Origin of the sequence: Tsukamurella pulmonis (assembly GCF_900103175.1) — a bacterium.
GTDB classification, from domain to species: domain Bacteria; phylum Actinomycetota; class Actinomycetes; order Mycobacteriales; family Mycobacteriaceae; genus Tsukamurella; species Tsukamurella pulmonis.
This window is the reverse complement of record NZ_FNLF01000002.1, coordinates 19,923-43,565: the sequence shown is the minus strand read 5'-3', so window position 1 is coordinate 43,565 and position 23,643 is coordinate 19,923. Positions and strand designations below refer to the sequence as shown.

Genomic DNA, 23,643 nt, shown 5'->3' with positions numbered 1-23,643 from the left:
TGGGTCAGGCGGGCGGCCCGGTCAGGCCGGCGCGGGCGAGTAGGTGATGAGGTCGCGGAGGCGGATCTCCTGCCAGTCGCGGTAGCCCGGCTTCTCCAGGCAGGTCACTGACGCCGGGTTGTTCTCGGCGTCGACGTGGGTGAGCGTCACCGCGACGCTGTTGCGGACCGAGGCGGCATCGACGCGGTCCGCGTCGATGTCCGGGTAGCTGTGGTGGATCGTCGCGGCGATCACCTCGAGGTCGGCATCTTCGCGGACCTTGCCCGCGAGCCAGATCGCGCTGCACACGGCCTCGGTGGCCGCGGCCGGGTCGGTCTCGATTCCGCGACTGCGGTGGATGTTGCCGTACCACTGGTCGGCGCCCTCGCTGTCGGTGATCGCGAACGCGCCCATAAACGAGCTGTCCTGACGTTCGATCATCTCGCCGAAGGTGTACAGCTCGACGCGGGTGACGTCGTCGCCGACGTTCTTGAGTTCCTCGGCACGCTGGGCGGTGCGCTCGGCGGCCTGCGCTTTGAGCTCCGCGTAGTCGATGTTGTACTGCTTTTCCAGCTCGCGGCGCACCTTGGGCCACAGCGTCTTACCGGTGTGGCGCTTGCTGTCGCAGAACTTGTAGATCGCTGCGTGGCTGTCCATCTCGGCCAGCTCGGGGTGCTCCGCGACGAACTTGCGGGCCTTCTCCCACTCGTCGGCCTTGGACATCGTGCGGCTTGCCATGGTGTTCTCCTCTACCTAGCGGTGGATGGGTGTGTGGTGATCAACGGTTGGGCGCGGGCGACACCACGGTGGGCGCCGTCGCGCTGGCGATTGCTTCCTGTGCGGCGCGGGCGCCCTCGGTGTATCCGGTCAGTACGGGCTGGCATGCGGGGTGGATCGCCGTGGGGGCGATCACCGCGGCCGCGGCGCCGCCTCCGGCGCCGGCTGCGGCCGAGGCCTGCGCGATCGCCGCAGCGCACTTGGCCAGGAGATCGCCGCGCACCTTCTGCTGAACGAGGTCGTCGACGTTCGAGCACGGCAGGTGGTTCGGCAGGCCTGCCGTCATCTCGCCGCCCGGGGCGGCGCCCGGCGAGCTGCACGGCGCGGCCGACGGTGTCGCCGAACTTGCGGCCTGCGGCTGTTCGGCGCCGACGGGAAGCGTGGCGATCAATGCCGCGGCGCCGGCCGCCGCGAGCACCGCCACCGCCCCTGCGATCCGTCGGCGTCTCCCGCGCTCTGCACGTGACGACGGTGCCGTCCCGGCGACGAACGGGTATCGGTCGGGATGCTGCGCCGTGGTGCCCACGAACTCGGGTGATCCGGTGTCCTCGGGCATGTTGTTGTCGGTCATGGTGATCTTCCTTCCTCGGTGGTGGGCCTACCGGCCCGGCTCCTGCCGCTCGCGGGCACTGACCTTCTGGCTCAGGTCTCGGACCTGACCGGACTTGTTCGCGGTGGGCTGGCGGACCTTCGCGCCGAGGGCGGTCTGCACCGGCTGTGCCGACGAGATGTCCGCACTCATCCGGGCCTGGATCGCATCCGCGCTTGCGGTGGTGTTCTCCTCGAGGTGCTGTGCGGTCGCGGCTCGCCGATCGGCACTGTCGTAGGGCGCCACAGACGCCCGCTCGTCCGCGCGAACCTTGGCCGCGTTGAGGATCGCGCTTGCCCGGTCCGGGCGGGTGGCGGCCGGCGCGGACTTCTTGGTGGCGGCCGTGGGAGAGCTTGGGTTGCCGCGCTTGGCGGCGAGGTTGTTGAGCACCGCCTGGATCTCCTCGCGCTTGGCTTGCGCGATCTCGCTGAGTTCCTGCGGTTCGAGCTTCGTGCTCGCCGACCGCTCCGCGGCCGCGGCGCGGTCGTCTGCATCGGCGCCTGCGACGAGTGCCTCAGCGATGCGCTGCTTCCCGTCGGGATCGTCGTCGCGTTCTTGGTCGCGGTTGGGGTTCATCGCCTTCGCGAGGATCGCGGCGAGGTCCGCCTTCTCTTCGTCGGGTGAGTCGGTGAGGTCGACGCCCTTGCTCTTGGCGAACTCCTCGATCTTCGAGCGCATCGTTTGCGCGATGCCGGACTCGTCGTTGAACTCGACCGCCTGGCGGTACCGGAGGGCGATCTCCTCGGGTGTCGCGGTCTCGAAGAAGTCCTGATCCCGATCGGCGCGCTGCAGGTGGTGCTCGGCGATCCGGCGCTGCGCCTCGTGCTGGCGCCGAGTCTCGGTGCGCTCGTTGATCGTGTGGTCGCGGATCCGCTGGTCGCGTTCTCGAAGGGCGCGATCCTTGATCTGCTTGACCTCCTTGCGGGCGGCCAGATCGGCGGCTTTCTCAGCCTCGATCTGCCTCTCCTCCTCGCGGAGCGCAGCCTGCTCCTCGCGTTCCTGCCGCTCCTGTTCCTGCGCGCGCCGCTGCGCAACACCGGCCCGGATCTGCGCGAACTGGCCGGCCATCATCATGACGGTGCGGAGCACCTGGCCGGCCGAGCCCATCGCCTCGGACTCGGCGGCGCCATGGTCTTCGTTACTCATCGGAAGCTCCTGTCAGTAGGGGGGTGTTGGGAAGTTCGGGAGGAGCAGTCGGCATGCCGGCCATCTCCGCCGGGGTCGGCTTGAACAGGTCCTCGGGGATGGGGTTGCACGGCAACGGCTTGAGCATCTTGTCGGGCAGATGGCCTTCGAGCACCGAGCAGCCTTTGAGCGGGCCGTCGGGGTGGGTGTAGGCGTTCATGATCGGCAGCAGACCGTCCCGGTGGAAGACCAGCGGGCCGATCCCCGGATCGCGCCTGTAGGTCTCGAACGCGGACCACAGGCACTGCATGGCCACTACGAGCGGTTCGTGCTCGAACCAGCTCGGGCACCAGATGTGCGCCGTGCCGAACTCGACCTCGCGGCGGTACACGCGAACGACGTAGCCCTCCACGAAGGCGCCTAGATCAGGAAATGCCAGCTCCGGTGGCTCAGGCGGATACAGCAGGTCCGTGATCGCGTCGACCACGGCGTCGTCGACGCGGTCCTGCGTCAGGACCTCCTTAAGGCCTCGCTGGACGTCGGCCTCGAAGATCGTCAAGGCCTCGGAGGACTCGACGAGGTCGTTGATCTCCTCGAGCAGCGGTCTGCCGAAGGTCTTGCTGACCTCCCGCGTCGTGTTGAGCTTGAGGAGAGCGTCGACGTGTGGGCGCATCGCATCCGCCAGCGAGGGCGGCGCGCCCATCCCGGGCAAGGGCGGGGTGGTCACGCTGCCTCCAAGGTCAGTGCCCGCAGCTCACCGTCGTCGATCGCCTTCTGCAGCGCCGCCCGCTTGGGATCCTCGTACCAGCCCGGCGTGCGGACCAGCGCCGCGCGCATGCCGGATGCGAAGACGAGCGCTCGGCCGAAGGGCAGTGATGCGAGGTCGGCGATGGTCAGGATCGTCTTGTCGCCGATCTGCGTCGATCGCGAACCGCCGCCGCCGCGGCTGTTCTCGCTGTGCGAGGTCTGTCGGTAGTTGTAGTCGCCCGCGAGCTTGACGAGGTCCTCGAGGAAGCGGGTGCTCGCTACACCGCCGCCGAAGACCCGCAGGTTCGCCGAGTCCCACAGCATGTCCATCTGCTCACGACCGAACGCGGCCGCACCCTGCTCGTACGACTGGAAGTACGACTGCAGCAGGATCCCCTGCGAGCCGTAGTACGAGTAGACCTCGGGCAACCTGTGCCAGCGGACCACGTTTGCGGCCTCGTCGAGCACGCCGACCAGCGGCACCGGCATTCGGCCACCGCTGCGGCTGGCGTAGGCCTCGGCGGCGTCGCAGACGGCCTGGACGAGTGCGGCGACGACCTGGCCGGCGCCGACGGCCCCGGCGTTGCGGGAGAGGCAGTAGAGCGTGTCGGTCGAGCGGACGAACTGATTGAGGTCCAGGTGCGGGGTGGTGCCGTCGCCCGGATCGGTGATCCACGGTCGGACGGTGTCCATGCCGACGCAGGCCATCCAGTTCGCCGCGGTCTCGTAGACGCCGCCGCGCTGCTTCTCGGGTGCCTTCATCTGCTGCATCACCTGGCGGGCGAGTTCCTGCAGCCCGTGGTTGTTGAGGTGCTTGACGGCCTCAATGCACTGCTCGTGGTTGGTGAGCCATTCGAGGACGATCGTGATCGGCTCCTTGCCAACCGCCGCGGCGCGCAGCAACGCCTTGAGCAGGCGGGCGGCGGCCTTGGTGAAGAAGGCGCTGCTGCCGCCAGAGCTGGCGACGACCTCGGACCCGGCGAACACGGCGCACAGGTTCTCGGCGGTGACGTCGTCGACCACGTAAGTCAGCGGGTTCCACCAGAAGGTGGGTCGCTCGCCGGCGATCTGCTGGATGTCGAAGACATAGACGCGGCCCTTGCGTGCCCGCCACTCGCGGGTGGACTGCAGCAGCGCGTCGAACTTGTTGGTGGTCGCGAGCACCGGGCCCCGGGGCGTCGACGATCGCGGGGATCGCCTGCGTGCTGGTTTTGCCGCGCCGCGGACCCCAGATGTGGCAGGCGCACGCCTCGTAGTTCTGGAACAGACGGTGATTGCCGGCGACGCTGTACCCGAGGGTCAGCCCGGGAGGAAGCTCGGGTGCGATGCCAACACGGTCGGCGAGCTGTCGGGCGGCCTTCTCACGCAGCGGGTTCAACTCGCGGCCGTGGGCGAGCAGCTCGGCGACGTTGTCGATCGGCAACCGGTCGCGGCGCCGCCGCGCGACGGCGACGGCGATCGTGAGCAGCACGGCAACGATGACGAGGATCTCGAGGACCAGCACGATGGTGCACGTGACGGTCCACTCGATCTTGCCGAACGCCACCCGGGCGATGGTCTCGACGGGATTACTGGTGGCACCGACGGTGCCGACCCTGATCGCGACGTACACGCACAGCGCGAGGGCGACCGTGACGGCCAGCGCGACGAAGGCCAGGGCGAGGGCGGGATCGCCGACCGTGCGCGGCTTACCCGGTGAGGATCGGCGGGGTGCGGTGAGGATTCCCATATTCGTTGTGCTCCTTCGCGTTAGACGTTGAGGTCGGGGTAGGTGGAGAGCTTCCAGGTAGGGCCTACGCGGAGCAGTTGCGCCGAGGCGGTGTACCGGGTGTACGGGGTCGTCGTGCCGTCGAGGTGCTGCACGATCTGGGTGAGGGTCGCCCGGGCCGAGGCCGTGCCGTCGGGGTGCTCGACGATCTGCGGCTCGCCCACCACCGCGGTCACGATGTCCTGGTTGGCGCGCCACGCGGACCAGTCCGCGCTGGTCCGCACCCGGGCGGGCGATTCCGCGTCGGCGAGGGCCTTGCCGGTCAGGTACTTCTTCGCCGCCACCAGTGCGTCGGTCGGCGAGGACTGGGTGACCGGCTCCCAGGTGAACAGCGAGGTGAGAGCTTCGCTGAACACCGTCGACGGCGTTCCGGCAGGCAGCCCGGAGTCGCCCGGCTCGTAATGCTCGCTCTGCGATGGATTCGCCGGTTTCGCACCCTCGTCGCTGCATCCCGCGATCGCGAGCAGGCCCGCGAGCACCACGACGAAGAGTGCCTTGGCGGCGGCTGTGGATCTGGTCATGTCGGTCTCCGATTGGGTGATGGTCTACAGGCCTCGGCCGTCGAAGCCCTGCCCGGCGAACTCGCGGGCGTAGGCCAGGACACGCTGGACGTAGGGGCGGGTCTGGGTGGTGTAGTCGCCACCGGAGGGCATACCGCCAGCTTTCTGAATGGCGCCCTCACCGGCGTTGTAGGCGGCGATGTAGAGCCCCACCGCTCCGGTGGCATCGGGTTTGACCGTTCCGGCGGCGATCCAGCCGTCGATCTGCTTGGCGATCGCGCAGAAGTAGCGGGCCTGGGCCATGGTCGCGTCGCCGATGTCGAACGGGGACACTCTGCCGTTGCCGTCGTCGTCTCTGCCGTAGGCGGTCCAGGTTCCGGGCATGAACTGTGCAGAGCCCTGCGCGCCGGAGCTGGAGACGGCGAGACGGTTGAAGCCGGACTCCTGCTTGGTGTCACCGGCGAGCAGTGCGCTGGAGATCTGCGGGCACGTCGTGCCGGCGCGGCGGAACCACGGCTCGAACTCAGGCGGAACCTTGCCCGCTGCGAGGTTGTCGACGCCGCCACCGACGGTGTTGTCGCCGCCGCCTCCAGGGGTGCAGGTACCGGACCCGGCCGAGGAGTCGGGCGGGGTGAGGGTGCCGCCGTTGCCGTTGAGAACGCGGGCGGGCGCCGTCCAGTGGACGTGATCGCGGTGGTCAGCGAGGGTGCTCGCGTCGTACTGGAAGGGCTTGCCGCCGTGGATGTTGCGACTGAACGGGGAGAGGATCAGTTCCTGCGAATCGGGGAAGGTGTCGGCGATCCAGTTGGCGATCGCGGGCAGCTTCGAGACGTCACCGCCGAGGTCGATCGCCAGGCCGCGGTTGTGGTTATCGGGACGGCCGAGGACCTGGACGGTCCGGGTCGCGCTGATGAGCGTGGCGTCGGGGAACTTCGTGCGCACCAGGTCCCAGGCGCGCTGCTGGCCCGCGGTCGTGACGCCCTGCCCGGAAATGTTTCCCAGGGTGACGAATCCGCCGTTGATGCCGCCGGTACGGTCGACCTGCCCGGGGCCGGTGTCCTTGGAGAAGGTGCCCGCGCCGGTCCCCGCTTGTGCACCGACCTGAGCCGGTGCGGCGGCGGGAGGTGCGTTCGGCTGCTGGGCGGGGGCCTGGTCGGGCTGTGCGAGCTGCGCGGTCGGACCTGCAGGCGCCGCAGCCGGCAGACCACCGGGCTCGCCCGCGGCCGCGAGCCACGGTGCGGGATCGACGGCGGTGGACGGGTCCTTGTAGCCGCCGGGATGCACCTCGAAGTGCAGGTGCGGGCCGCTGGACTGCCCGTCGCTGCCCTCCTTGGCGATGAGCTGTCCCGCCTTAACCGTCTCGCCCTGCTTCGCGATGAGCCCGTCGGCGTACATGTGGCCGTAGACCGTGCTGACCCGCTGACCCTTGATGTTGTGGTCGATCACGATCCAGTGGCCGAAGCCCTTGGCGGTGCCCGAGTATCGAACGACGCCGTCGGCGAAGGCGTAGATCGGCGTTCCGGCCGGTCCCGCGAGGTCCTGGCCCTTGTGCATCTCGCCGCCCTCGCGCAGGCCGAACGGTGAGGTGAGCTGGAAGGTCCCGGCCTTCATCGGCTTGACGGTGCCCTCGGCGCTCGGGATCGCCGCGCTGCCGCCACCCTGCGCTACCGCGGCGCTGGCCCCGCCCGCCGGCAGGCACTCGTCGTCATCGCTGGCGCCGAAGAGCACCGCGATCATCATCACCAACGCGACGACGAGCCCCAGTGCTGCACCGACGATCGCGGTGGCAGCGCCCTTTCCTTGATCCATGCCGTTTCCTCTCGCCAAACCGTGTTCCGGTTGGCCGGTGGGTGATTCGGTGTCCTGCGGCTGCGTGTGCTCGGGGCCCTAGCCGACCCAGTGAGCAAGTGCAGTGCGCGGAGACCGCGCGGACCGTTAGAGGTCCTCCTTCGATGCCGCCAGGGCGCGGCTCAGCTCGGCCATGACCTCGAGCTTGGTCTCGTACTCGCGGCGCAGCGGTGTCAGCGCGGTCTCTCGGCCGACCTGTGCGATCTCGCACCACCGTCGAACGCTGTTACCGGACTTGCCGATGTGCTTGGCGACCAGCTCGGTGGCGGCGTGCGGGCTCATGGTGGTGCGCTCGAGGAGCTGGCGGACAGCGCTCACGGCCGCGGCCTTCGCCTCGGGAGTCGCGGCGCGGCGACTCGGGTTGGTCGCCTCGAAGAGTGTGGGGTCGATCAGATCCTCGATGCTCACGCTGCATTTCCTTCCATGTTCCTGCCGGACGCCTGCTCGAACCGACGGTTGGTGTTGTGGAAGCCGTAGCGCCGGTCGATCGGCGGTACGACGGTCTGTAGGGGAATGCCCGGCTGGTCGCCTTCGCCGACCTTGATGATGGCCTTGCCCATGCCGGGCGGGATCCGAAGCCCGCCGGCCTTCCGTGGCATCCCGGCGGCCCATGCGCTCTCCAGGCTGCCGTCCTGGATCTCGTCCCACTCCTCGAGGCTGTACGGCTTGACGACGGGGTCGTCGGCCCGGCGCGGGGCGGAGGCCCACTCCGCGAGGTTGCGGCGCTCGGTCTCGTTGATCGAGACCATGCCGTCGAGCAGCTCGACCTCGCTCTCGGGGATGGGGAAGAAGACCTTGGCGCGGGCGCGGTCGAAGAATCCGAGCGCCCGCTGGCGGTGCTCGAGGCTGTCGAAGGCGCTGAGGTCCTTGATCGTGTGGGTGGTGAAGTTCGCGCCCGTGCCGATCTCGCGCTGCACGCGCACGATCTCGTCCATGCGGTAGACCATGTTCGCGCCGAGGCCGAGCACCAGGGAGAACTCGTCGACGTACATGTTGAAGAGCTGTGGCGGCTCGAGACCGTGATCGGAGAGGATGTGCGCCGCCTCCACGGCCGAGAAGCCATCGGACCAGGTGGTCATCATGACCGCGCCGCGCAGCTTCGTGTCGCCGTGCGGGACCTTGCTGATGTCGACGGCCACCCCGAGGGCGTCGGTGTCGATGCGGTTCGTGGTCTCCGCGTTGAACATCGACCCGAAGGAGCCGCGGACGATCAGGTCCAGGGCCTGCCGCAGGCGCTCGGTGAGTGCTGCGTACCGGTCCCAGGTCAGCTCGTCGGTGCGGCCCATCGCGCCGGAGGCCTCGACGATATCGAGCAGCCGCGCGTCCTCGCTCCCCTTATTCAGAAGGGTCTGCGGCGCCTGCTTGAGGATCCGCAGCACGTCTCCGGGGAGCGGGGGCTTCTTGAGGGTGAACTCGTTGCTGGTCTCGTACAGCACGTCTAGTGCGGTGCCGACGAGCGTCTCCTCGTGCGCCTCGAACGGGCTGCCACGAAGGATCTCCAGCAGCGACATGAGGGCGGTGACCTGACGGCGGCGCAGCTCGACCTCTGCGCGGGCTCGCGCCTGGGTGGGCAGCCGGTCGATGAGCCGGCCGAATCCGCCGGCCTCCAGCGGGTTGAGCTTGCCGCCGCCGATACCGACCTCGGAGATCTGCAGCGGACCGTCGGGGAACCGATCGGGGTCGAAGCGCTGGGGGAGCTTGCGGCGCATCTCGTCCCGTGACAGCTCGTTGACGCGATGGAACATCGGCGCGAAGTCCGGTCGGATATCGCCCATGATCATCGGTCGCACGCCCGACGCCATGTCCCAGAGCACGCAGCGGCGCTCGAAGGTCGATTTGCCCATGCCGTTGAGGCCCAGGGTGATCTTCGACGGCGCGGTCATCTGCTTGTCGAGGAACCAGCTGATGGTGCCGTAGCCGACCGGCTGGCCGGTCTCGAGGTGGGTGCCGATCGGTGCACCTGAGAAGGGCGCGGACGCGCCCACCGAGAAGGGATACATGCCGGGGATCTGCGCTGTCGTGCCGCGGAACTCAGTGGGCCGCCGTACGAAGCCCATCCGCCCGCCGCCGCGACCGGCGAAGCCCTGGTTTGTGCGGGCCAGCGTGGGCACGTCGAACTGCTGCGGCAGTTCCGCTCGGAAGGTGCGTTCCTCACGTCGCTTGGCGTCGTTGTCGAGGCGGATGCGCGCCCGCACGGCCTTGAGCCCGCCGCTGCGCGCCACCCGGTTGAGCTCGTCGCGCTTCGCCTCGCTGAACAGCTCGCGCCGGTCTTCCTCCGAGACCTTCGGCTTGCGCTTCTTCTTCTCCGCCGGGTTGGCCGGAGCCACGCCCGCGTCGATCGCCAGGCCCGCCGCGGCGGTGATCCGGGACCGGCGCTCGCGCCGGATTTCGAGAGATGTGGTCATCAGGGTGTCCTCTCTAGACCGCGATGTCGTGGATGAGCGTGTGATCGGGGAGCAGAACCCCGATGCCGAGGCCGCCGGCGAACATCGCCGCCTGCATGTCGTAGGCCAAGCGCAGCGCCAGACGCGTCCGCAGCGGCATGCCCTCGCGGAGACCGTCGAGTGAGGGAAGTATCTGCACCGGCTCGCTGACGGTGACGATCGCACCCATACGGTTCATGACGTGCTGCCGCTCGTCGCCGGCAGCAGCCGGCGCCTCTGCCTCAGCGACGTCGACGTCACTGGTGTCAGCGGAGTCGCCGTCCGCGGCGGAGGTCATCGCGAGCAGCTCGACGTCGATCTCGTCCTGCTTGATGGGCCGGTAGGTGACGGCGATCCGTCGCCGCGCCGCCGTCCACGACGGCGCGCACAGGTACGCGAGCGTGGCTTCCGGGATCGCCCGCGGAGCGATCGTGCCTGAGACGCTGCTGAATCCGTCGTGGTCGAGTCGATCCCGCTTCTCGACGAACTTGCCGTCCCGGAACGCATCGAGCGGGACGTCCCGCTCGATCATTCCCTCGCAGACCGCGTCGTTGACGAGAGCCTCCACCTCGTCGACGCGCAGCGGCCGCACAGCCAGGCCGATCTGCGAGAGCGAGGCGATCAGCGCGGGCAGCCGCCGGCCGATCTGCAGCGCCTGTTCCTCAGCCAGGTCGCGCTGCTTGGGCTTGCCGAAGACGCTGAACGTGACCGCGATCCGGGTTGATAGGCCCAGGTGCTCGGCAGTTTCGGGAGGGTAGCCGTAGCCGTCGGCCCACTGCCCGAACGCATCTCCGAGAGGTGTCGTCTCGGCGACCGCGGTCACCGCGGCAATGTCGAAGGCCTTACCGAAGTTGAGGGTGTCGTTGCCTCCGAACACCTCTGCCCACGTCTGCAGATCGGTGTCCGCATCGAGGACCACGGTCGCGTGCATGCTCGACTTGCACAGCAGCATCGCGAACTCGTGGCCACCCGACGCGGTGTACTGCGCGATCGTCATCGCCGCGGTGGTGCCCATCGGCTGCGCGGGGACACGGCCTGCCCGCCGGCGCCGCGAAGACTTCAGCTTCATGATCGTCATCCCCCTCTACGCGGCGAGCCGGTCGGTGGTCGAGGACTCCTGCGGCAGCAGCACGCCGATGCCCAGACCGGCGAGGAACGCCGGCCCCTGCTGTCCCTTGGCGGAACGCATCTTCAGAGCGGCTGCCGACGTCAGGTTGGTCACCATCGCCTCGGTCCGCGCGATGTCACCGCCCACCGGCACCGTGGCCGTGACGATCATCGACAACCGGGTCATGCCGGCGCCGCGGGCCTGCTCGTACTTCGCGGCCGAGGCCTGTTCGTTGCGGACGATCGCCCGCTCGGAGATCTGCGCGCCGATGGTCTGGCGCATCGCCTGTCGCGCATCGCGGTCATCGCGGTTGACGATCGTGGTGGCCTCCGACGGCGTGTAGGGCTCCCAGATCAGCGCTACCCGCTTGCGGGGCAGGTCCGCGCGGGGGAGGAGCAGCTCCGAGAGGATCTGCGAGTCGAAGGTGGCCTCGGGCGGCTTCTCCAGCGTCCACGACACGGACTGGCAGCCATCGTGGATGTACACGCCGTGCTGATCGGACGCCGAGACCGGCCCGGCATCCTCCCAGGGGATTTCCATCGGCTCACCGGTAGCGAGGCCGCGCTCGATCTGCAGCTCCTGCCCGGGTGAGAAACTGCGCCGAACCGTCGCGGCCAGCTCGAACTCGAGCATCGGCCGCACCGGCACGCCCGCGGTCTCGAAGTAGTCCATGATCCGGCGCAGGCGGCGCGTGATGTCGGTACCCATCGCCTCCGGATCGCGCTTGCGGAAGCTGGTGTCTGCGGCAAACGTGATCGCGATCCGGGCCTCGCCGCGGACCTCCGCGGTCGGAACCTCCTCGACAGCCTCCACCATCGACTGCTTGACGACGTCCGGCGCATCGGGGGAGAGGCGGGCGCGCACCGTCGCGGACGCCATCTGCCCCGACTCGGGCACCGTCTCGATCACCGACTCAATCGCCACCACGTCCGCGGTCTGAGCCAGGAACGCGATCGTGTCGCCGAGCCGCGAGACCCGCATGTCCTTGCGTGCCTCGTCATCCCACTCACGGCCCTGCGGCCAAGCCCTCAACACCACGGTGTAGAGCCGGCGCGAGCGCAACTGGATCATCGCGAACGGCTCGGAACCGTCCGTGGGGTGCACGTCGATCACCTGGCTCGTGACACCCAGCCCCGGAATCGGCGTCCCGTGCGGGATCGAGGTGAACGGGCCCGACCGGTACATCGCCTCGCCCTCGGAGACCTGCCGTGCGCGGCCGATCCCGCCGAGGATCAGCTCCCAGACCGTCCGGCCCTGGAAGGAGACGACAAAGCCGATACCGAAGATAACGATGGGGATCATGATGCCGAGCTTCATGATCACCGGGAAAGGAACCATCGCCACGATGAAACCAATGATCACAATTCCGATGACGACCAGAGTGCCGGTGACGGTCATACCGGCTGCACCCTCGGACCGATACTTCAATGGCGGGCGGAATAGCCTGCGCCGAGTGACTTTTTCAGACATTTGCCGTTTCCTCTCAAATTCCCTCTAGCCAGGGAAGCAAGACGATATGTAGTTACTGCGAGTTCGGATCAACTAACTCGATGCGGCGTTATCTCCCCAGCCCGACCGCATCGGCGGCGGCGGCTGGAACTGGACATCCGAACCCGCATCGGTTTCGCTGCCCACACCGCCCGCCGCGCCGCCCGCGACGGCACCAGCAGCAGCCATGCTCATGGCCGGGGAGATCGACTTGTCCTTGTCGCCCCCGCCACCGCTCGCGGACTGGGCCCCCGGAGACTGCGCGGGCGCACCGTCGGCTTCTGAGGAAGGAGACATACTTGCCTGACCGCCTTGGCCCTCTCCGGCACCGCCGGCCCCTCCACTGCCGAGTCCCGGCACGCCGCCACCCCCGCTCGCCGCGCCTGCCGCACCAGCCCGCGATGACATCGTCGACGCTCCCGCAGCCGCGCTCCCGCCGCCCGTCGCGGCCAGGCCAGCGATCGCCACACCAGCGCCTACCGCGGCGCCGACAGCGGCAGCGCCGCTCGCACCGGAACCCATCGAGCCGGTCACGCCGCCACCGAGAAGGCGCATCAGGGACGGCAGCACGAACGCGCACATCCCCATCATCACCATGGCGAGAAGAACCTGCTGCTCGCTCGGATCCTTCGCGCCCGCCGCGCGGAACGCAATGAAGTAGCACAGCGCACCAACAGGTTTGAACATCAAGAAAGCGACGGACCAGCCAATCAACTTGCTATATGCCTGCGAACCAGGTCCTGTACCGCTGAAGCTCGCCGCGATCGGCAGAGTCGCGACGACCATGAGCAACATCGCCTGCCGCACGATCAGGAAGATCAGCTGCAGGAACGCGCCGAGGACCCCGACGATCCCCACCAGCATCAACACGCCAGTGCCGAGCTGGCCGCCCGTGAGCTTATTCAGATGCAGGAAGTTCTTGATGATCGACCCGTCTCCGGGATCGCGACCGATCGACTCCGTGACCAGCCAGCTCGAGAAGGCGTCAGAAGCACGGCCGCCGGCCGTGAGCGCGATCGGGATGAACGAGGTCGCAAGGGTGGCTCGGATGATGACCTTGAATCCATCCTCGGCCTCGTCGACGAGCCCCTGCTGGCGGCTCCACACCATGCGTGAAGCGAAGAACATCAAGCTCGCGCACACACCGACGATCTGAATCCAGACGGTGTACTCCTGAATGTCGGCCATCAAGCTCGAATTCGACGAATCCAACGTCGGCGTCGGGAGCTTCACCCAGAACCCAAGAGCCCACACCAAGATCGTCTCGTAGCCCTGGTAGAGACTGTTGACGAACTTGTCGAGCGTCCCCCCCACGGCGGCCTCAGCGGCTTTGCCAACGATTCCCGATCCACAAATTCCCGGAATCGACCCTATGAATGCGTTGCCACATATACCGGGGTCGGCCATTGCTGCCGCGGGTTTGCTGATAACTAAGAATCCGAAAACGAGCGTGAGGCTTGGTGCTAATGCAAGAAGTACACGCTGACGCGCCGCACGCGTCCTTCTGAGGAGACCTTCGCAGGTCTTCTCTGCGATTTGGGTAACCATCGCCATTACCACCTCACCCAATTGGAGTCGAGGGCGCCGTAGACATAGCGCGCCTCGGCAGGGACGTTTTCGGTGGACACAACCATTTTCCAGTGCCCGTCTTTCCACACCATGTCGGTCCAGGTGCGGATTGCGACGATGTTCCGTGCTTGGAGCTGCCCCGACACCGGGCTCGCTACCTCGAAGTGGACGTAGTCTTTGCGCGCCTCAGTGACTTTGAATGCCAACGGAATCGGGCTCGCCGCAAAGATCTCATCCTGGGTAAGTGTGAACGTCGGTACGAGTGATTCCAGGCTCTCCTGCGGCATTCCAGCAGGGACGGTCATCATTTCGGACCGCAGCGCGGGGACCTGGTTACGCGGAGCGCCCACGAGGCGGCGCATCACCTGCATCCCGGCGAGGATCGCTCCGCGGGGAGTTTGAGAGAAGCCGGAAGGCACCCCGTCGGCGCCGACCTTCGTCGGCCCGTCCGACGTGGAGAAGGGCACCGCTGCACCGTAGACCTTCTGCCACATCAGGCCTTCGGGTGCCGCGGAAGGGTTCGTCGGGTTCTTGCCGGCGCGCTGCGGCAGAACGGCGCCCAATGGGTTCAGTGGGACCTCCAGGGCGCGCCCGAACACGTCAGCGGACGGTGCTCCGAACTGATCCCTCACATCGGGATCCTGCCCGTTGGTTTCGGCGGGAGCCGTCGCCGGCGGCACGCTCGAGGCGGCGGGTGAATCAGCTTTCTCGTCAGTCCGGTTGGTGAACAACACCCATACCGCGCCCGCGATGATCGTTGTGATCACGAGGATGGAAAGTCCGAGGGTGCCGTACCGGTAGGGCCGCGAGCTGCGCACGGCCTGCACGCGGTTCCCGACGGTCTGCTGGACGGCCTTGTAGCCCTCGTCGTAGTCGTTGTTGTAGCTCATGGTGCACCTTTCGTGTCGGGCCGCGGGAGGAGGACAGCGTCAGCGGGGGTGGTGGTGATCGCGACCTTGCGGTTGTCGTGATCTGCTGCGCTTGCCACAACCAGCCCCCAGTCCTGGTTGTGTGTCCATGCGACCTGGGTAAAGGTAACGAGTTTCGAGGTGTCGGGTGCCTCGGTGAAGATGTCGACGTTCGCCCCGGCTTCGTTGAAGGCCCGGACGCGGTAGCCGATGACTCGTTCTGCATCGCCGGGCGCGACCGGGCGGTCCATGCTGACCTGCACTCGGTTGACGGCGAACCGTTCGCGTCCGGGGCCGGGCGCGAGGTTCAGTCGGCTCACGTCGGGCCACTGGTCGCGGTCTGCGACCGACATGCGCACCGTCGCGTTGATCGCGGCCAGCGCGGCGCCGGCCGGACTCCGGTCGTAGCCGGTCGGTGCGACCGCGCTCGCATTGTGCGGGCCCTCGTTCGCCTCCGGGATCTGCATGCCCTGGAAGGTCACCCAGCGGACGTTGGTCGGGGGCGCGGCGAGGTCGAGTGCTGCGGGTCCTGTGCTGGCCTGGTTGAGGTGGACCGCCGTCCCGATCGCGGCCACGCACAGCACGCCAGCGGCCGCAGCGAGGGCGGGGCGGCGCTTCACAGTCCGCCCGTTCCGGTCGTACCCATGACGACGACGCCCGCGATCGGCGCGGCGACGCCCGCCACCATGCAGCCGATGATGTTCTTGCTCATCCACTGCATGGCCTTGAGGCCCGGCACCATGTCGTATCGCTGGGCGACCATGATCCCGCACGAGAAGATGAAGCAGATCAGGCCGAGTGCGACGATCAGCCACAGGAACATCCCGAACAGGGTGACGATCGGGTCGATCACCGTCTGGGGTGGAGTCTTCATGGCCACGACGTTGACCGTCGCCGTGATCGCAGTTCGCATCGTTGGAACCTCCGGGTCTAGCTGATGGCGCCGAAGATGGAGCCGGCGGAGTAGACGGCGATGGCAGCGACAACGGCCACGCACATGCCGCCGATGCCCTTCTTGCCGCCGTGGCCCTCGAAATAGCGGTCCCAGACCCAGAACCCGGCGCCAACGATAAAGCCGATGAGGCAGCCGAGGAGGACCAGGCCCATGATCCAGCCGCCGACGGTGTTGGTCAGGCGGTCAGTGAGGCCAGGGATCGGGATCGGGCTGATCGCGAGCTGGTCCGTGACTGCTGCGTTGAGGTGGCTCGCGGCGGAGCCGGCGGTGCGCGTGATGGACATGGGGTGCCTTTCAGTGAGTGTTGAGGTGGGCGGAGAGGACGGCCGTTGCGGCGGCGCGGCCGAGGCGGTCGATGTCCGGCGGGACGTTGACGTCCGGTGACCACTTGCGGGGTGTCTCGGCGTCGAGGTGCGTCATGACCGGCAGGTGGTGCCGGTCGGTCGCCAGCAGGTACTCGTGCCAGCCGATCTCCCAGATCGGCACCTCAGCGATCTGCTCGACGAGCTGCCGGTACCGGCGGATGCTCGGCGCCGGCTTCTTGGCGGGGCTGGCCGCGACGAGCGCGATCGCGATCACCTGCACCTCGGGGGTGTTCCCGGTGAGGTACTGGCGCAGCGCGTTGTGGATGCTGGTCAGGCCCTCCAAGCTCTCGCGGGCGACGAGCACCACGTAGGGGCTCTCGTCCTCGCGCCCGGGCCATGCTTGGCCGCTGTCGGCGGAATCGCCGAGGTACGCCGACAGGGTCGACGAGCCCGCACCGCCATGGCATGCCACCAGCCAGAACAACGCAGACGAGCTGATCGCATCGACGCGGGTCGGCAGGGTCTCGCCGGCGCCCGGTGCGATGACCGCGGCGCCCCAGGCCGGTTCCACCGGTTCCGGGACCGGTGTCAGAAGGGTTTCGGGTCGGCTCATGATCGTCACCGCTGCGGGAACTGGACTCGACGGGTGCGCTCCCGCTGGAAGTCGTCGGCGATCGCGGCGGCGATGCGCTGGAAGGAGCGCTTGTACTCGGGGTTGAGCAGGTCGTCGCGGATCGGGTCGCCACTGCGAACGTGCCCGTCGAACGGGACGCGGATGATCCGACGGCGAGGGTCGGCCAGTGCCGGTGCCCCGGGCACGTTCTGCAGGAGTTCGGTGAACTCGGCCACGGCCTGGTCGGGGGTGAGGACTGCGGCTTTGTCCGGGTCGACGAACTCGTTGATCACGATCACCACACGCTGTGCCAGCCCGATGTAGGGCCGCTGGCTCGGGATGGGCTCCAAGGGCTTGCCCTTGCGGTCGGAGGGGAAGTCCCGGAGGAAGGTCAGGGCCTCTCGCGCGCCGCCGAGGCCCTCGGCGTCGAGGGAGACGACGATGATCACCAGGTCGGTCAGGTCCATCACGGCCCGCGTGAGCGGGTCCTTGAGGTTGGTGCCGCAGTCCGAGACCCGCACCCGGTAGTGCCGCTGAGCGACCTCCATGAGCGCCGTGTACTCCTGCGGCCGCAGGGCCTGCTCGCACGCGATCGCTCGCGGGCCCGCGAGCAGCTCCAGGCCCGGCCGGTCGATCGACGTCGCGCCCTTGCCCGTGTACTGGCCGAACTGGGCCTCGCTTGTGGTCGGCTGGGGAACGAGGATTCCGTCGGCGTCGCGGTAGAACAGGTGCGGGTCGTCGATCAGGTCGAGCACATCGTTCGCGCTGGGCTGGCCGATACGGGTCGGGAACGAGTCCCAGTTGTTGTTGGCGACGACCGCGAGGACGGCGCCGAGCCGGGAGGCCAGGGTCTCGGAGACCTCCAGAGCAGTCAGCGTCTTGCCGACGCCGCCCTTACCGTTGACGACGGTGACGTTCTCACCCTCGGGCCGCGGCTGCACGCGCATCCGGTGCACGAGGTGCTCCTCCTCGAGCTCCCAGTCACTCCAGCCCGGATCCCACCCGCCGAACGTCGCGCGGCGCACCGCTCGACGCCATCCGGACTTCGCGGGTCGCTTCGGTCCGTCGGCAGCGCGCCGCTGGCGCCGATTCGGCTTCACGGGCGCCTTCGCGGTCCCGATCGCCCCCGTGCTCACCTCCTCGAAGGGGAGCGGGATCGAGCCGGTCGACGGAGTCGGCCGCGTGGGCGCCGCCGTGGTGGCGGGCGGCATGGCCACGGAGGGCTGCCAGCCGCCGCGGGCCGCGGCCGGGGCCTCGGGAGCGGCGTGCTGGCCGGTCGCGGGCGATTCGACCGCCCGCAGGTGCATGTCGCTGGTCGCAGTCGCCTGCTGCGGATCCATCGTGGGATTTGCGGCGGTTTCGAATCCTTCGAAAGCGCTGGCGGGCGGCTTCCACTGCGATGTCGTCATGGTGTTTCCTCTCGGGTTACTTCGTTGGTTGGGCAGGAAGAAGGTCTGTGATGGCGGTGACGATCGGGCCGCTTCGGGCGGGACGCTCCAGTCGGAGCGTCACGAGCTGAGTTCCCGACGGACGGCGGGGGATGGCCAGAGTGAACGACGCCGCGGTGGCGTCGGCCCACAGCTCGGGGCAGTACTGCGTCGGTGCCGGGGCTCCCGAGCGCAGTTCGCGCGCCCGGCCAGTCGCGGCCGGACTCGCCGGCAGTGCCACGCGGTCGTCGCCGAAACCCGATGCCACGAACGCCACGGCGTTCGCCGCCCGCAGCTCGGCCGACGGTGCGCTCGGAAGGCAGTCACCGGGAACCTGCGCCGCCGCCCGCTCGAGGTGCAGTCCGTCGCCCGCGGGACGCACCGACGACACGACTCCTGGGACGACTCCGATCGCCAGCTCGAGCCCGGCGACGGTCCCCATCGCGAGGACCGCCACGGCGGCCGCGGCGCAGCCTGCGACCACGAAGCTCTCAGGACCATGGATCCGCCGGCGCGGGGGCAGCGCGGGCGGCAGGACCGCATTCAGCGCCGTAGGTATCGCACGCTGTTCCGGGTGGGTGCTTGTCCACCACGTTTGACCTGCCGAGACGGCATTGGGGCGGCGGCGCGCGGTGGCACGGGCGGTCCGGGGGGAGACCGGCACCGCACCACCGCGCGTAGGAAGCCACTCGTTCATGGCTGCCCAACCATGAACGGCGGCAAGTCACCAATGCCGGGCACGTTCACCGGCTTGATCGAGGAGCTGGGCAGCGCGCTTCCAGACTCGCCACCGACACCCGGCACGATCCCCGTCAACGCCCCGAACTGTCCTTGGGTGGCTTCACCGGTGACCTTCGGCACCGTCATCAAGGTGCTCACTGCCCCCGGGATGTCCAGGGCAGGCAACGCAGGAAGGCCCAGCGGCCCCTGCTTGGACGGCACCTGGCTCGTAACTCCGCGGGCAATGTCCTTACCCGCAGCGATGATCCAGTCCGCGACGAAACGCGTCGGCGGCTTCCCGTTCGGGGTCGCCGCCACCGAGCCGTACGAGGTGTGCGCCTTGCCTGCATCCCAGTACTTGAACGCGGTCGCCAGATTGAACAGCTCGGCGTTCGAGGTGAACAGGTCACCGATCGAACCGAAAGTGCTCAGGACCGACCGGTCCGAGGTCAACGGCGGGACCAACTCCACCAGGCCCCCGTTACCGCTGGAGCCCTGAGCACCCATCACGCTCTGCAGCGCCTTCGGGCTCCCCGCGCCAGCGTTGGCCAGCGCAGCGAGCGGATTCTGCGTCGTCACCGCACTCGGCTGCGAGACCGCGCCGTTCCCGCCGATCAACCCGAGCTGGAACAGCGACTGCAACGGGGCCGGCACAGCAGCCGGCATCGGCGTGCGCGGATCGCTCGCGGCCGACAGACGCTCCGAGAGCGACACCGCCTGACCCGGTTGCACGTTCGACGAGGCCTGCTGCGGAGCCATTCCCGGGCTGAGCGTCTTGACCACCGTCATCGCGAGTGCCTGCGCGATAGTCTGCGCCGACTTGAGCGGGTCGTTCTGGTCGAGGACCGACTGACCGGCGATGTTGGTGATCAAGTGCGTCAGCGGCGCCGACGTCGGCGCATCGCACGCCAGATCACCCGGGGTGCAGAACGAGGCGTATCGGCCCGCGACCTCGCCGACCTGCCTCATCACGTCCTTCTCCGGACCGATCCCGCCACCGCTCGGTGCACTGGTCACGGACGCGATCACCTTCGAGACCTCGGTGCCGGCCGTCCCGGGCACCGGTGAAGGGCTGACCTGGCCCGGGCGCTCCGGAAACAGCGAAGCCCCGGGCGGGCGGCCCGGGTCACCGAAGTTCGCGACGAGCGCGAGATCCTCCGGCTTGATAGCGGTCTTCCCGTCCAGCACATCGTTCAGGACGCCGCGAACCGCATGCGCCCCCTGGCTGTAGCCGACGAGGCCGAACTTCGTTGAAGGGCACGACTTGTGCTTGGCGCCGATCATCTCGATCGCCTTGTTGCCCGCGTTCTGCACGCTCTCGCTGTACGGCGCGGTCTGGCCCGGCGTGCTCGGCCCGGCACCGCCAAAGCTCGCCTCGTACGGCACATACGCCCGGTCGACGGTGCCCTTCGCCGCGGCCAGCGCGGGCTTGAATACGTCCGACAGGAACCCCGTATCGGCGGTCGTCGACGCGCCCGGACTCGACTGCCCCGTGCCCTGGATTCCGTAGACCATCAGCGACGGGCACGACGGTGCCCCTGCCGCCGATCCGGCCAGCGCTGTCACCTGAAGCGCCACCGCCGCAACAGCAGTCAGTGCGGCGATGATGCCGCGGAGTCGTGTCGGAGAGTCCATCACGCCTACCTCCGCGCACCCCTTCCGAGGTGCGCATAGTCTGGCGGCTCTACCCCCGACGTCTGCTGAGCAGTACACTCGCAGACGTATGGGGCCTAGCCTCCCTGTACGTCGCTGCTGCCTCTGGCCGGTGTCGGGTTTGAAATTTGCCGTTTCTTCTTCCACCGACCAGAGGCAGTTCTGCCTTCAAGCCACACCCCGCAGACCGCTGACCACCAGGTAGACTGCGATCTGCAGGGACCACTACATGCCCTGTCAGGGTGTCCTGCCGCCGTGTATCCGTGTGCTTCATGCGCTTGTCGCACGAGATCCGACGGCGGGGCACCCACCCTCTTGTTCTCCCACTGCGTTGATGGATCAACGCTGCGGTGCCCATCACACTATCGAGCTAAATGGCCCGGACACCCCCGTAGCGTCCCCAAATAAAATTTACCGGATTGCGGTTCGTAAAGTTACGCGCTGGTACAGTTTCCCATTCACCCTAGTGCATGGGTATTCTTCCATCACGGCTGGACGCCAGCGTTCTACATGCCGCGGAAACGGGGGAGCGATGCTGCGATATGACGTCGTCAGAGCAGCAGTGGCTCGTGCTCTCGACGCACATCGCAGGCACGCGGCCACATCCGAGCTGACCATTGATGCCGTCGTAGACGCCGTGGCTCAAGCGCAGGGGGCTCGGATCAGCGTGCGAGACGCGGTCCTGCCGTTTGGAGCGTTCGGGCGATGGGTCCGCTACCCCGACGGCCAGGAGGTCTTCGAGGTCGCGGTGGGATTGGCGGCCAGAGACTGGACGGTCGCCCACGAACTCGGCCACCTCATGCTGCGCCATGACCATCAGGGGCGCGGTGGCTGTGCCTCTGCACACCGCCGTGCGGAGCGAGACGCGGAACGCTTCGCCTCACTGATCACTAGTCGCATCGAGGCCGCGCGGCGTGCCCCGCGCGAGTCGATCTTCTTGTGATAGCCCTCGCTGGTGCGCTATGGATCGCCGCGGCTGTTCGATACATCCGCTGGTCCCGCCACCCGCGAGTCGAACCTGCTCTCGGAACGATCATCGTCCTGGCCGCCCTCGCGGCCCTAACCACCTCGAACACCCGAGTGTTATCGACACTCGGACTCAACACCGCGGTGATCAGTTGTGCGCAACAACTGCTGCTTGTCACGGCATGCGTCGGCGCTGAGGTCGTAGTTGCCGGCCTCGCCCAGCCGGCACGACTCGGGAGAGTCTTCCGGCGCCTGGCGCTCGGCGCCGCCGTGCTCGGCCTATCAGTCATCGTGCTGTTCGCGCTAGGACCTGCGATTCCTGCCGGACTTAGCGTCTACGAATTTGCCGCCCGATACGCTGGTAATAGGTACTACGGTGGCGCATTCCTCATTGTTCAAATATACGCGGGGTTGGCTTGCGGCAGAGTCGCTTACTTCGCAATTCCTCTAACTCGCAATGTCGCCATGCGGGTACCGATGATCCTTCTTGTTTCAGGCTCGGTGATACTTGCGTTATATGCGATCTTCCGATCGTCGGCCTTGATCGCGGCACTCACGATCGACATTGAGCCTCACCTGACGGCCCTGTTCAAGGTCATGTCGGTTCTCGGTGCGCTCGGCGCAGCACTCCTGATCGCGTCCTTCTGCTGGGTCCCAGTTCGACGCACCGGGCATTCCATCCGACTGCTCTTGCGCCAGGGGCCGATCTATTGCCAAGTGACACACGTCGATCCGCAGCTCGCAGCGAACTGGAGAGTTGGTGGTCTTTCTCTGAGCAGGCGAGCAGACGTTCGAGCGACCGCTGTGCTGGACTTTCTGACTTTGCTCCTGCCGCAACCAGTCTCCGAAGCGCGGGTCGACCCGGATGCGGTAGCGGTTGCCCAATGGCTCAGCATTCCGACGTCGGCGCCAGCGCGGCCAGAGCTCCAGCCGGGGATGCTCGCGGTCCCCGTTGGCCAGCGCCCCGCTGAGTGGCTCGACGAGGTGTTGCGCGCGCTCCCGGAATGCCGTTCGCGCCTTCTGCAGGATCTCGACCAGGATGGAGGCGTGAAAGCTGCTACGACGCGCACCTCCTCTGCCCGCCTGATCACCGAGCTGTCCGCTCCGTGGCTTGTAAACACACTCGCTGCACTGTATGTGGGAGCAGCAGCGGACGCACTAGCCTGGGGGGCACTTGCGGCCTTCGTAGCAGGGGTTGGACCGATCCTCGCGATTCTCGCTCTGATGAAGCTCGGGAGGGCAGACGACCATCACGTCCGCGACCGCCGTCACCGAGGTCTCGTAGTTTCGATCATCGTCGGGTTCATGGCCCTCGGAATCTGGGCTGAGGTCTTCTGGGGTGCTCCCCGTTCCGTCATCGCACTCTCGTGTGCAGGCTTCATCACGATCGTCGCCGTCGGCGCGGTGACAACGGTGGGCAAGTACAAGATCAGTGTGCACATGGCCGTATGGGCGGGGACAACTGTTTTGCTCGCGGCGCTCGTCGACCCGCCATGGCTCCTCGCCTCGGCCGCGCTCCCCCTCATTGGATGGGCGAGGGTTCAGCTTCGAGACCACACCGTTGGACAGGTCCTGTCGGGCGCCGTACTCGGGATCAGCACGGTGATCCTCACTCTGTTGGTTCTCCCGCACTAGCGTCTGGGGCCCCGCCGAGCTGCTCAGCTCGGCGGAGCAGCTCGGTGAGCGCAAGCACTCGGGCACGGGAACTCTCCGAGAGGTCGGCAGACCGATATGCGATCTCGACGGCACCGTCGTCGGGGAGGCCTAGGTTCGAGTCCTTGCCGCGTACTCTCTCGCTGTACTCGGCGTCTTCAACGAAATAGTCGACAGAAACGTCGAACCACTTCGCGAGACCGACGACCACGTCGATGGAGACCTTGCCTGGCCGGCCTCCTCTCAACTGGGAAAGGTAGGGGGCAGATAGCGGTTTACCAGCTTTCGAAACTCCCTGCGCTACTGCGGCAGTCGTGTACGCGAGCCCAGTAGCAGGATCAGGCTTCGTCTCAAACAGCGAGTTGAGCCGGTCCGCGAAGGTCATCACACCCATCCCCGTTATTCGACACCTGTACCGTTGCTGTATCAACGCACTGTAACACTCCGTTCCAGTGCGCTCGGTAGGCTCTGACCTTGCATCGCCCAGCGTGCGAGACCAAGCTCTGAGCCGCAAACAGAAGC

General features: G+C 67.7%; 23 protein-coding genes. 2 read left to right on the top strand and 21 right to left on the bottom strand.

Translation table 11 applies throughout. The features are described from left to right. Nucleotides 1–21 precede the first annotated feature (21 nt). Genes BLQ62_RS00495 through BLQ62_RS00475 form a run of 5 tightly spaced genes read right to left on the bottom strand, consistent with a single transcriptional unit; the run spans nt 22 to nt 4,381 of the window. Nucleotides 22–717, bottom strand: a complete 696-nt coding sequence (locus tag BLQ62_RS00495) for a hypothetical protein (RefSeq protein ID WP_139184110.1) — start codon at nt 715–717, stop codon at nt 22–24. 40 nt (nt 718–757) lie between these two features. Then, nucleotides 758–1,327 carry a hypothetical protein gene (locus tag BLQ62_RS00490; protein WP_068563657.1) on the bottom strand — a complete coding sequence of 190 codons (570 nt, stop codon included), beginning with the start codon at nt 1,325–1,327 and terminating at the stop codon, nt 758–760. Between the two features lie 27 nt (nt 1,328–1,354). Beyond that, on the bottom strand, nt 1,355–2,491 hold the full coding sequence (locus BLQ62_RS00485) for a hypothetical protein (RefSeq protein ID WP_139184109.1): 1,137 nt from the start codon (nt 2,489–2,491) through the stop codon (nt 1,355–1,357). Further along, nucleotides 2,484–3,197: a DUF4913 domain-containing protein gene (locus BLQ62_RS00480; protein WP_068563653.1), complete on the bottom strand. Its 714-nt coding sequence runs from the start codon at nt 3,195–3,197 to the stop codon at nt 2,484–2,486. The genes BLQ62_RS00485 and BLQ62_RS00480 overlap by 8 nt, the downstream gene beginning before the upstream one ends. Further along, nucleotides 3,194–4,381 carry a type IV secretory system conjugative DNA transfer family protein gene (locus tag BLQ62_RS00475; RefSeq protein ID WP_068563651.1) on the bottom strand — a complete coding sequence of 396 codons (1,188 nt, stop codon included), beginning with the start codon at nt 4,379–4,381 and terminating at the stop codon, nt 3,194–3,196. Before BLQ62_RS00475 ends, BLQ62_RS00480 begins: the two co-directional genes overlap by 4 nt. Between BLQ62_RS00475 and BLQ62_RS23625 the strand changes: the two genes are divergently transcribed. Then, nucleotides 4,368–4,916: a hypothetical protein gene (locus BLQ62_RS23625; protein ID WP_160126350.1), complete on the top strand. Its 549-nt coding sequence runs from the start codon at nt 4,368–4,370 to the stop codon at nt 4,914–4,916. The two genes, BLQ62_RS00475 and BLQ62_RS23625, sit on opposite strands and share 14 nt — an antisense overlap. 50 nt (nt 4,917–4,966) lie before the next feature. Here the strand turns inward: BLQ62_RS23625 and BLQ62_RS00465 are convergent, their stop codons facing one another. The 15 genes from BLQ62_RS00465 to BLQ62_RS00395 all read right to left on the bottom strand — a co-directional run bounded on the left by BLQ62_RS00465 (nt 4,967) and on the right by BLQ62_RS00395 (nt 20,484). Then, nucleotides 4,967–5,506, bottom strand: a complete 540-nt coding sequence (locus BLQ62_RS00465) for a hypothetical protein (protein ID WP_068563647.1) — start codon at nt 5,504–5,506, stop codon at nt 4,967–4,969. A 24-nt stretch (nt 5,507–5,530) separates the two neighbouring features. Further along, nucleotides 5,531–7,294 carry a M23 family metallopeptidase gene (locus tag BLQ62_RS00460; RefSeq protein ID WP_068563644.1) on the bottom strand — a complete coding sequence of 588 codons (1,764 nt, stop codon included), beginning with the start codon at nt 7,292–7,294 and terminating at the stop codon, nt 5,531–5,533. A gap of 126 nt (nt 7,295–7,420) precedes the next feature. After that, complete coding sequence (locus BLQ62_RS00455; RefSeq protein ID WP_068563643.1) at nt 7,421–7,741, bottom strand: hypothetical protein; 321 nt, start codon at nt 7,739–7,741, stop codon at nt 7,421–7,423. Next, complete coding sequence (locus BLQ62_RS00450; protein WP_068563641.1) at nt 7,738–9,738, bottom strand: hypothetical protein; 2,001 nt, start codon at nt 9,736–9,738, stop codon at nt 7,738–7,740. The genes BLQ62_RS00455 and BLQ62_RS00450 overlap by 4 nt, the downstream gene beginning before the upstream one ends. Nucleotides 9,739–9,751: 13 nt before the next feature. After that, the gene (locus BLQ62_RS00445) at nt 9,752–10,825 is read right to left on the bottom strand and encodes a hypothetical protein (RefSeq protein WP_139184107.1); all 1,074 of its coding nucleotides are present in this window, start codon (nt 10,823–10,825) and stop codon (nt 9,752–9,754) included. Nucleotides 10,826–10,840: 15 nt separating this feature from the next. After that, on the bottom strand, nt 10,841–12,334 hold the full coding sequence (locus BLQ62_RS00440) for an SCO6880 family protein (protein ID WP_331711099.1): 1,494 nt from the start codon (nt 12,332–12,334) through the stop codon (nt 10,841–10,843). Nucleotides 12,335–12,406: 72 nt separating this feature from the next. Then, nucleotides 12,407–13,759 (bottom strand): TrbL/VirB6 family protein, encoded by a 1,353-nt coding sequence (locus BLQ62_RS00435; RefSeq protein WP_483162416.1) that lies wholly within the window; start codon nt 13,757–13,759, stop codon nt 12,407–12,409. Between the two features lie 146 nt (nt 13,760–13,905). Further along, complete coding sequence (locus BLQ62_RS00430; RefSeq protein WP_068563633.1) at nt 13,906–14,811, bottom strand: DUF8175 domain-containg protein; 906 nt, start codon at nt 14,809–14,811, stop codon at nt 13,906–13,908. Then, nucleotides 14,808–15,449: a DUF8175 domain-containg protein gene (locus BLQ62_RS00425; RefSeq protein WP_068563631.1), complete on the bottom strand. Its 642-nt coding sequence runs from the start codon at nt 15,447–15,449 to the stop codon at nt 14,808–14,810. Before BLQ62_RS00425 ends, BLQ62_RS00430 begins: the two co-directional genes overlap by 4 nt. Further along, nucleotides 15,446–15,742 carry a hypothetical protein gene (locus BLQ62_RS00420; RefSeq protein ID WP_068563629.1) on the bottom strand — a complete coding sequence of 99 codons (297 nt, stop codon included), beginning with the start codon at nt 15,740–15,742 and terminating at the stop codon, nt 15,446–15,448. The genes BLQ62_RS00425 and BLQ62_RS00420 overlap by 4 nt, the downstream gene beginning before the upstream one ends. A gap of 17 nt (nt 15,743–15,759) precedes the next feature. Continuing rightward, complete coding sequence (locus BLQ62_RS00415; RefSeq protein WP_068563627.1) at nt 15,760–16,068, bottom strand: hypothetical protein; 309 nt, start codon at nt 16,066–16,068, stop codon at nt 15,760–15,762. 10 nt (nt 16,069–16,078) lie between these two features. Next, a complete protein-coding gene (locus BLQ62_RS00410; RefSeq protein WP_139184105.1) occupies nt 16,079–16,702 on the bottom strand; it encodes a hypothetical protein in 624 nt (207 codons plus the stop codon). A gap of 5 nt (nt 16,703–16,707) precedes the next feature. Next, nucleotides 16,708–18,042, bottom strand: a complete 1,335-nt coding sequence (locus tag BLQ62_RS00405) for a CpaE/TadZ family protein (protein WP_068563622.1) — start codon at nt 18,040–18,042, stop codon at nt 16,708–16,710. A gap of 85 nt (nt 18,043–18,127) precedes the next feature. Then, entirely contained in the window at nt 18,128–18,613 is a 486-nt protein-coding gene (locus tag BLQ62_RS00400) for a hypothetical protein (RefSeq protein ID WP_068563620.1), read from the bottom strand. Nucleotides 18,614–18,822: 209 nt separating this feature from the next. Continuing rightward, complete coding sequence (locus BLQ62_RS00395; protein WP_082756141.1) at nt 18,823–20,484, bottom strand: cutinase family protein; 1,662 nt, start codon at nt 20,482–20,484, stop codon at nt 18,823–18,825. Nucleotides 20,485–21,441: 957 nt separating this feature from the next. Here BLQ62_RS00395 and BLQ62_RS00385 point away from each other — a divergent pair. After that, a complete protein-coding gene (locus tag BLQ62_RS00385; protein WP_139184104.1) occupies nt 21,442–23,103 on the top strand; it encodes a hypothetical protein in 1,662 nt (553 codons plus the stop codon). Here BLQ62_RS00385 and BLQ62_RS23120 read toward each other — a convergent pair. Beyond that, nucleotides 23,078–23,506 (bottom strand): helix-turn-helix transcriptional regulator, encoded by a 429-nt coding sequence (locus tag BLQ62_RS23120; RefSeq protein ID WP_139184103.1) that lies wholly within the window; start codon nt 23,504–23,506, stop codon nt 23,078–23,080. The two genes, BLQ62_RS00385 and BLQ62_RS23120, sit on opposite strands and share 26 nt — an antisense overlap. Nucleotides 23,507–23,643 lie beyond the last annotated feature (137 nt).

Excerpts from the sequence above, each read along its gene's own strand:
- BLQ62_RS00495 (WP_139184110.1), bottom strand. The coding sequence starts at position 717 with ATGGCAAGCCGCACGATGTCCAAGGCCGACGAGTGGGAGAAGGCCCGC.
- BLQ62_RS00490 (WP_068563657.1), bottom strand. The coding sequence starts at position 1,327 with ATGACCGACAACAACATGCCCGAGGACACCGGATCACCCGAGTTCGTG.
- BLQ62_RS00485 (WP_139184109.1), bottom strand. The coding sequence starts at position 2,491 with ATGAGTAACGAAGACCATGGCGCCGCCGAGTCCGAGGCGATGGGCTCG.
- BLQ62_RS00465 (WP_068563647.1), bottom strand. The coding sequence starts at position 5,506 with ATGACCAGATCCACAGCCGCCGCCAAGGCACTCTTCGTCGTGGTGCTC.
- BLQ62_RS00460 (WP_068563644.1), bottom strand. The coding sequence starts at position 7,294 with ATGGATCAAGGAAAGGGCGCTGCCACCGCGATCGTCGGTGCAGCACTG.
- BLQ62_RS00450 (WP_068563641.1), bottom strand. The coding sequence starts at position 9,738 with ATGACCACATCTCTCGAAATCCGGCGCGAGCGCCGGTCCCGGATCACC.
- BLQ62_RS00445 (WP_139184107.1), bottom strand. The coding sequence starts at position 10,825 with ATGAAGCTGAAGTCTTCGCGGCGCCGGCGGGCAGGCCGTGTCCCCGCG.
- BLQ62_RS00440 (WP_331711099.1), bottom strand. The coding sequence starts at position 12,334 with ATGTCTGAAAAAGTCACTCGGCGCAGGCTATTCCGCCCGCCATTGAAG.
- BLQ62_RS00435 (WP_483162416.1), bottom strand. The coding sequence starts at position 13,759 with ATGGCCGACCCCGGTATATGTGGCAACGCATTCATAGGGTCGATTCCG.
- BLQ62_RS00430 (WP_068563633.1), bottom strand. The coding sequence starts at position 14,811 with ATGAGCTACAACAACGACTACGACGAGGGCTACAAGGCCGTCCAGCAG.
- BLQ62_RS00420 (WP_068563629.1), bottom strand. The coding sequence starts at position 15,742 with ATGCGAACTGCGATCACGGCGACGGTCAACGTCGTGGCCATGAAGACT.
- BLQ62_RS00415 (WP_068563627.1), bottom strand. The coding sequence starts at position 16,068 with ATGTCCATCACGCGCACCGCCGGCTCCGCCGCGAGCCACCTCAACGCA.
- BLQ62_RS00410 (WP_139184105.1), bottom strand. The coding sequence starts at position 16,702 with ATGAGCCGACCCGAAACCCTTCTGACACCGGTCCCGGAACCGGTGGAA.
- BLQ62_RS00405 (WP_068563622.1), bottom strand. The coding sequence starts at position 18,042 with ATGGATCCGCAGCAGGCGACTGCGACCAGCGACATGCACCTGCGGGCG.
- BLQ62_RS00395 (WP_082756141.1), bottom strand. The coding sequence starts at position 20,484 with ATGGACTCTCCGACACGACTCCGCGGCATCATCGCCGCACTGACTGCT.
- BLQ62_RS23120 (WP_139184103.1), bottom strand. The coding sequence starts at position 23,506 with ATGACCTTCGCGGACCGGCTCAACTCGCTGTTTGAGACGAAGCCTGAT.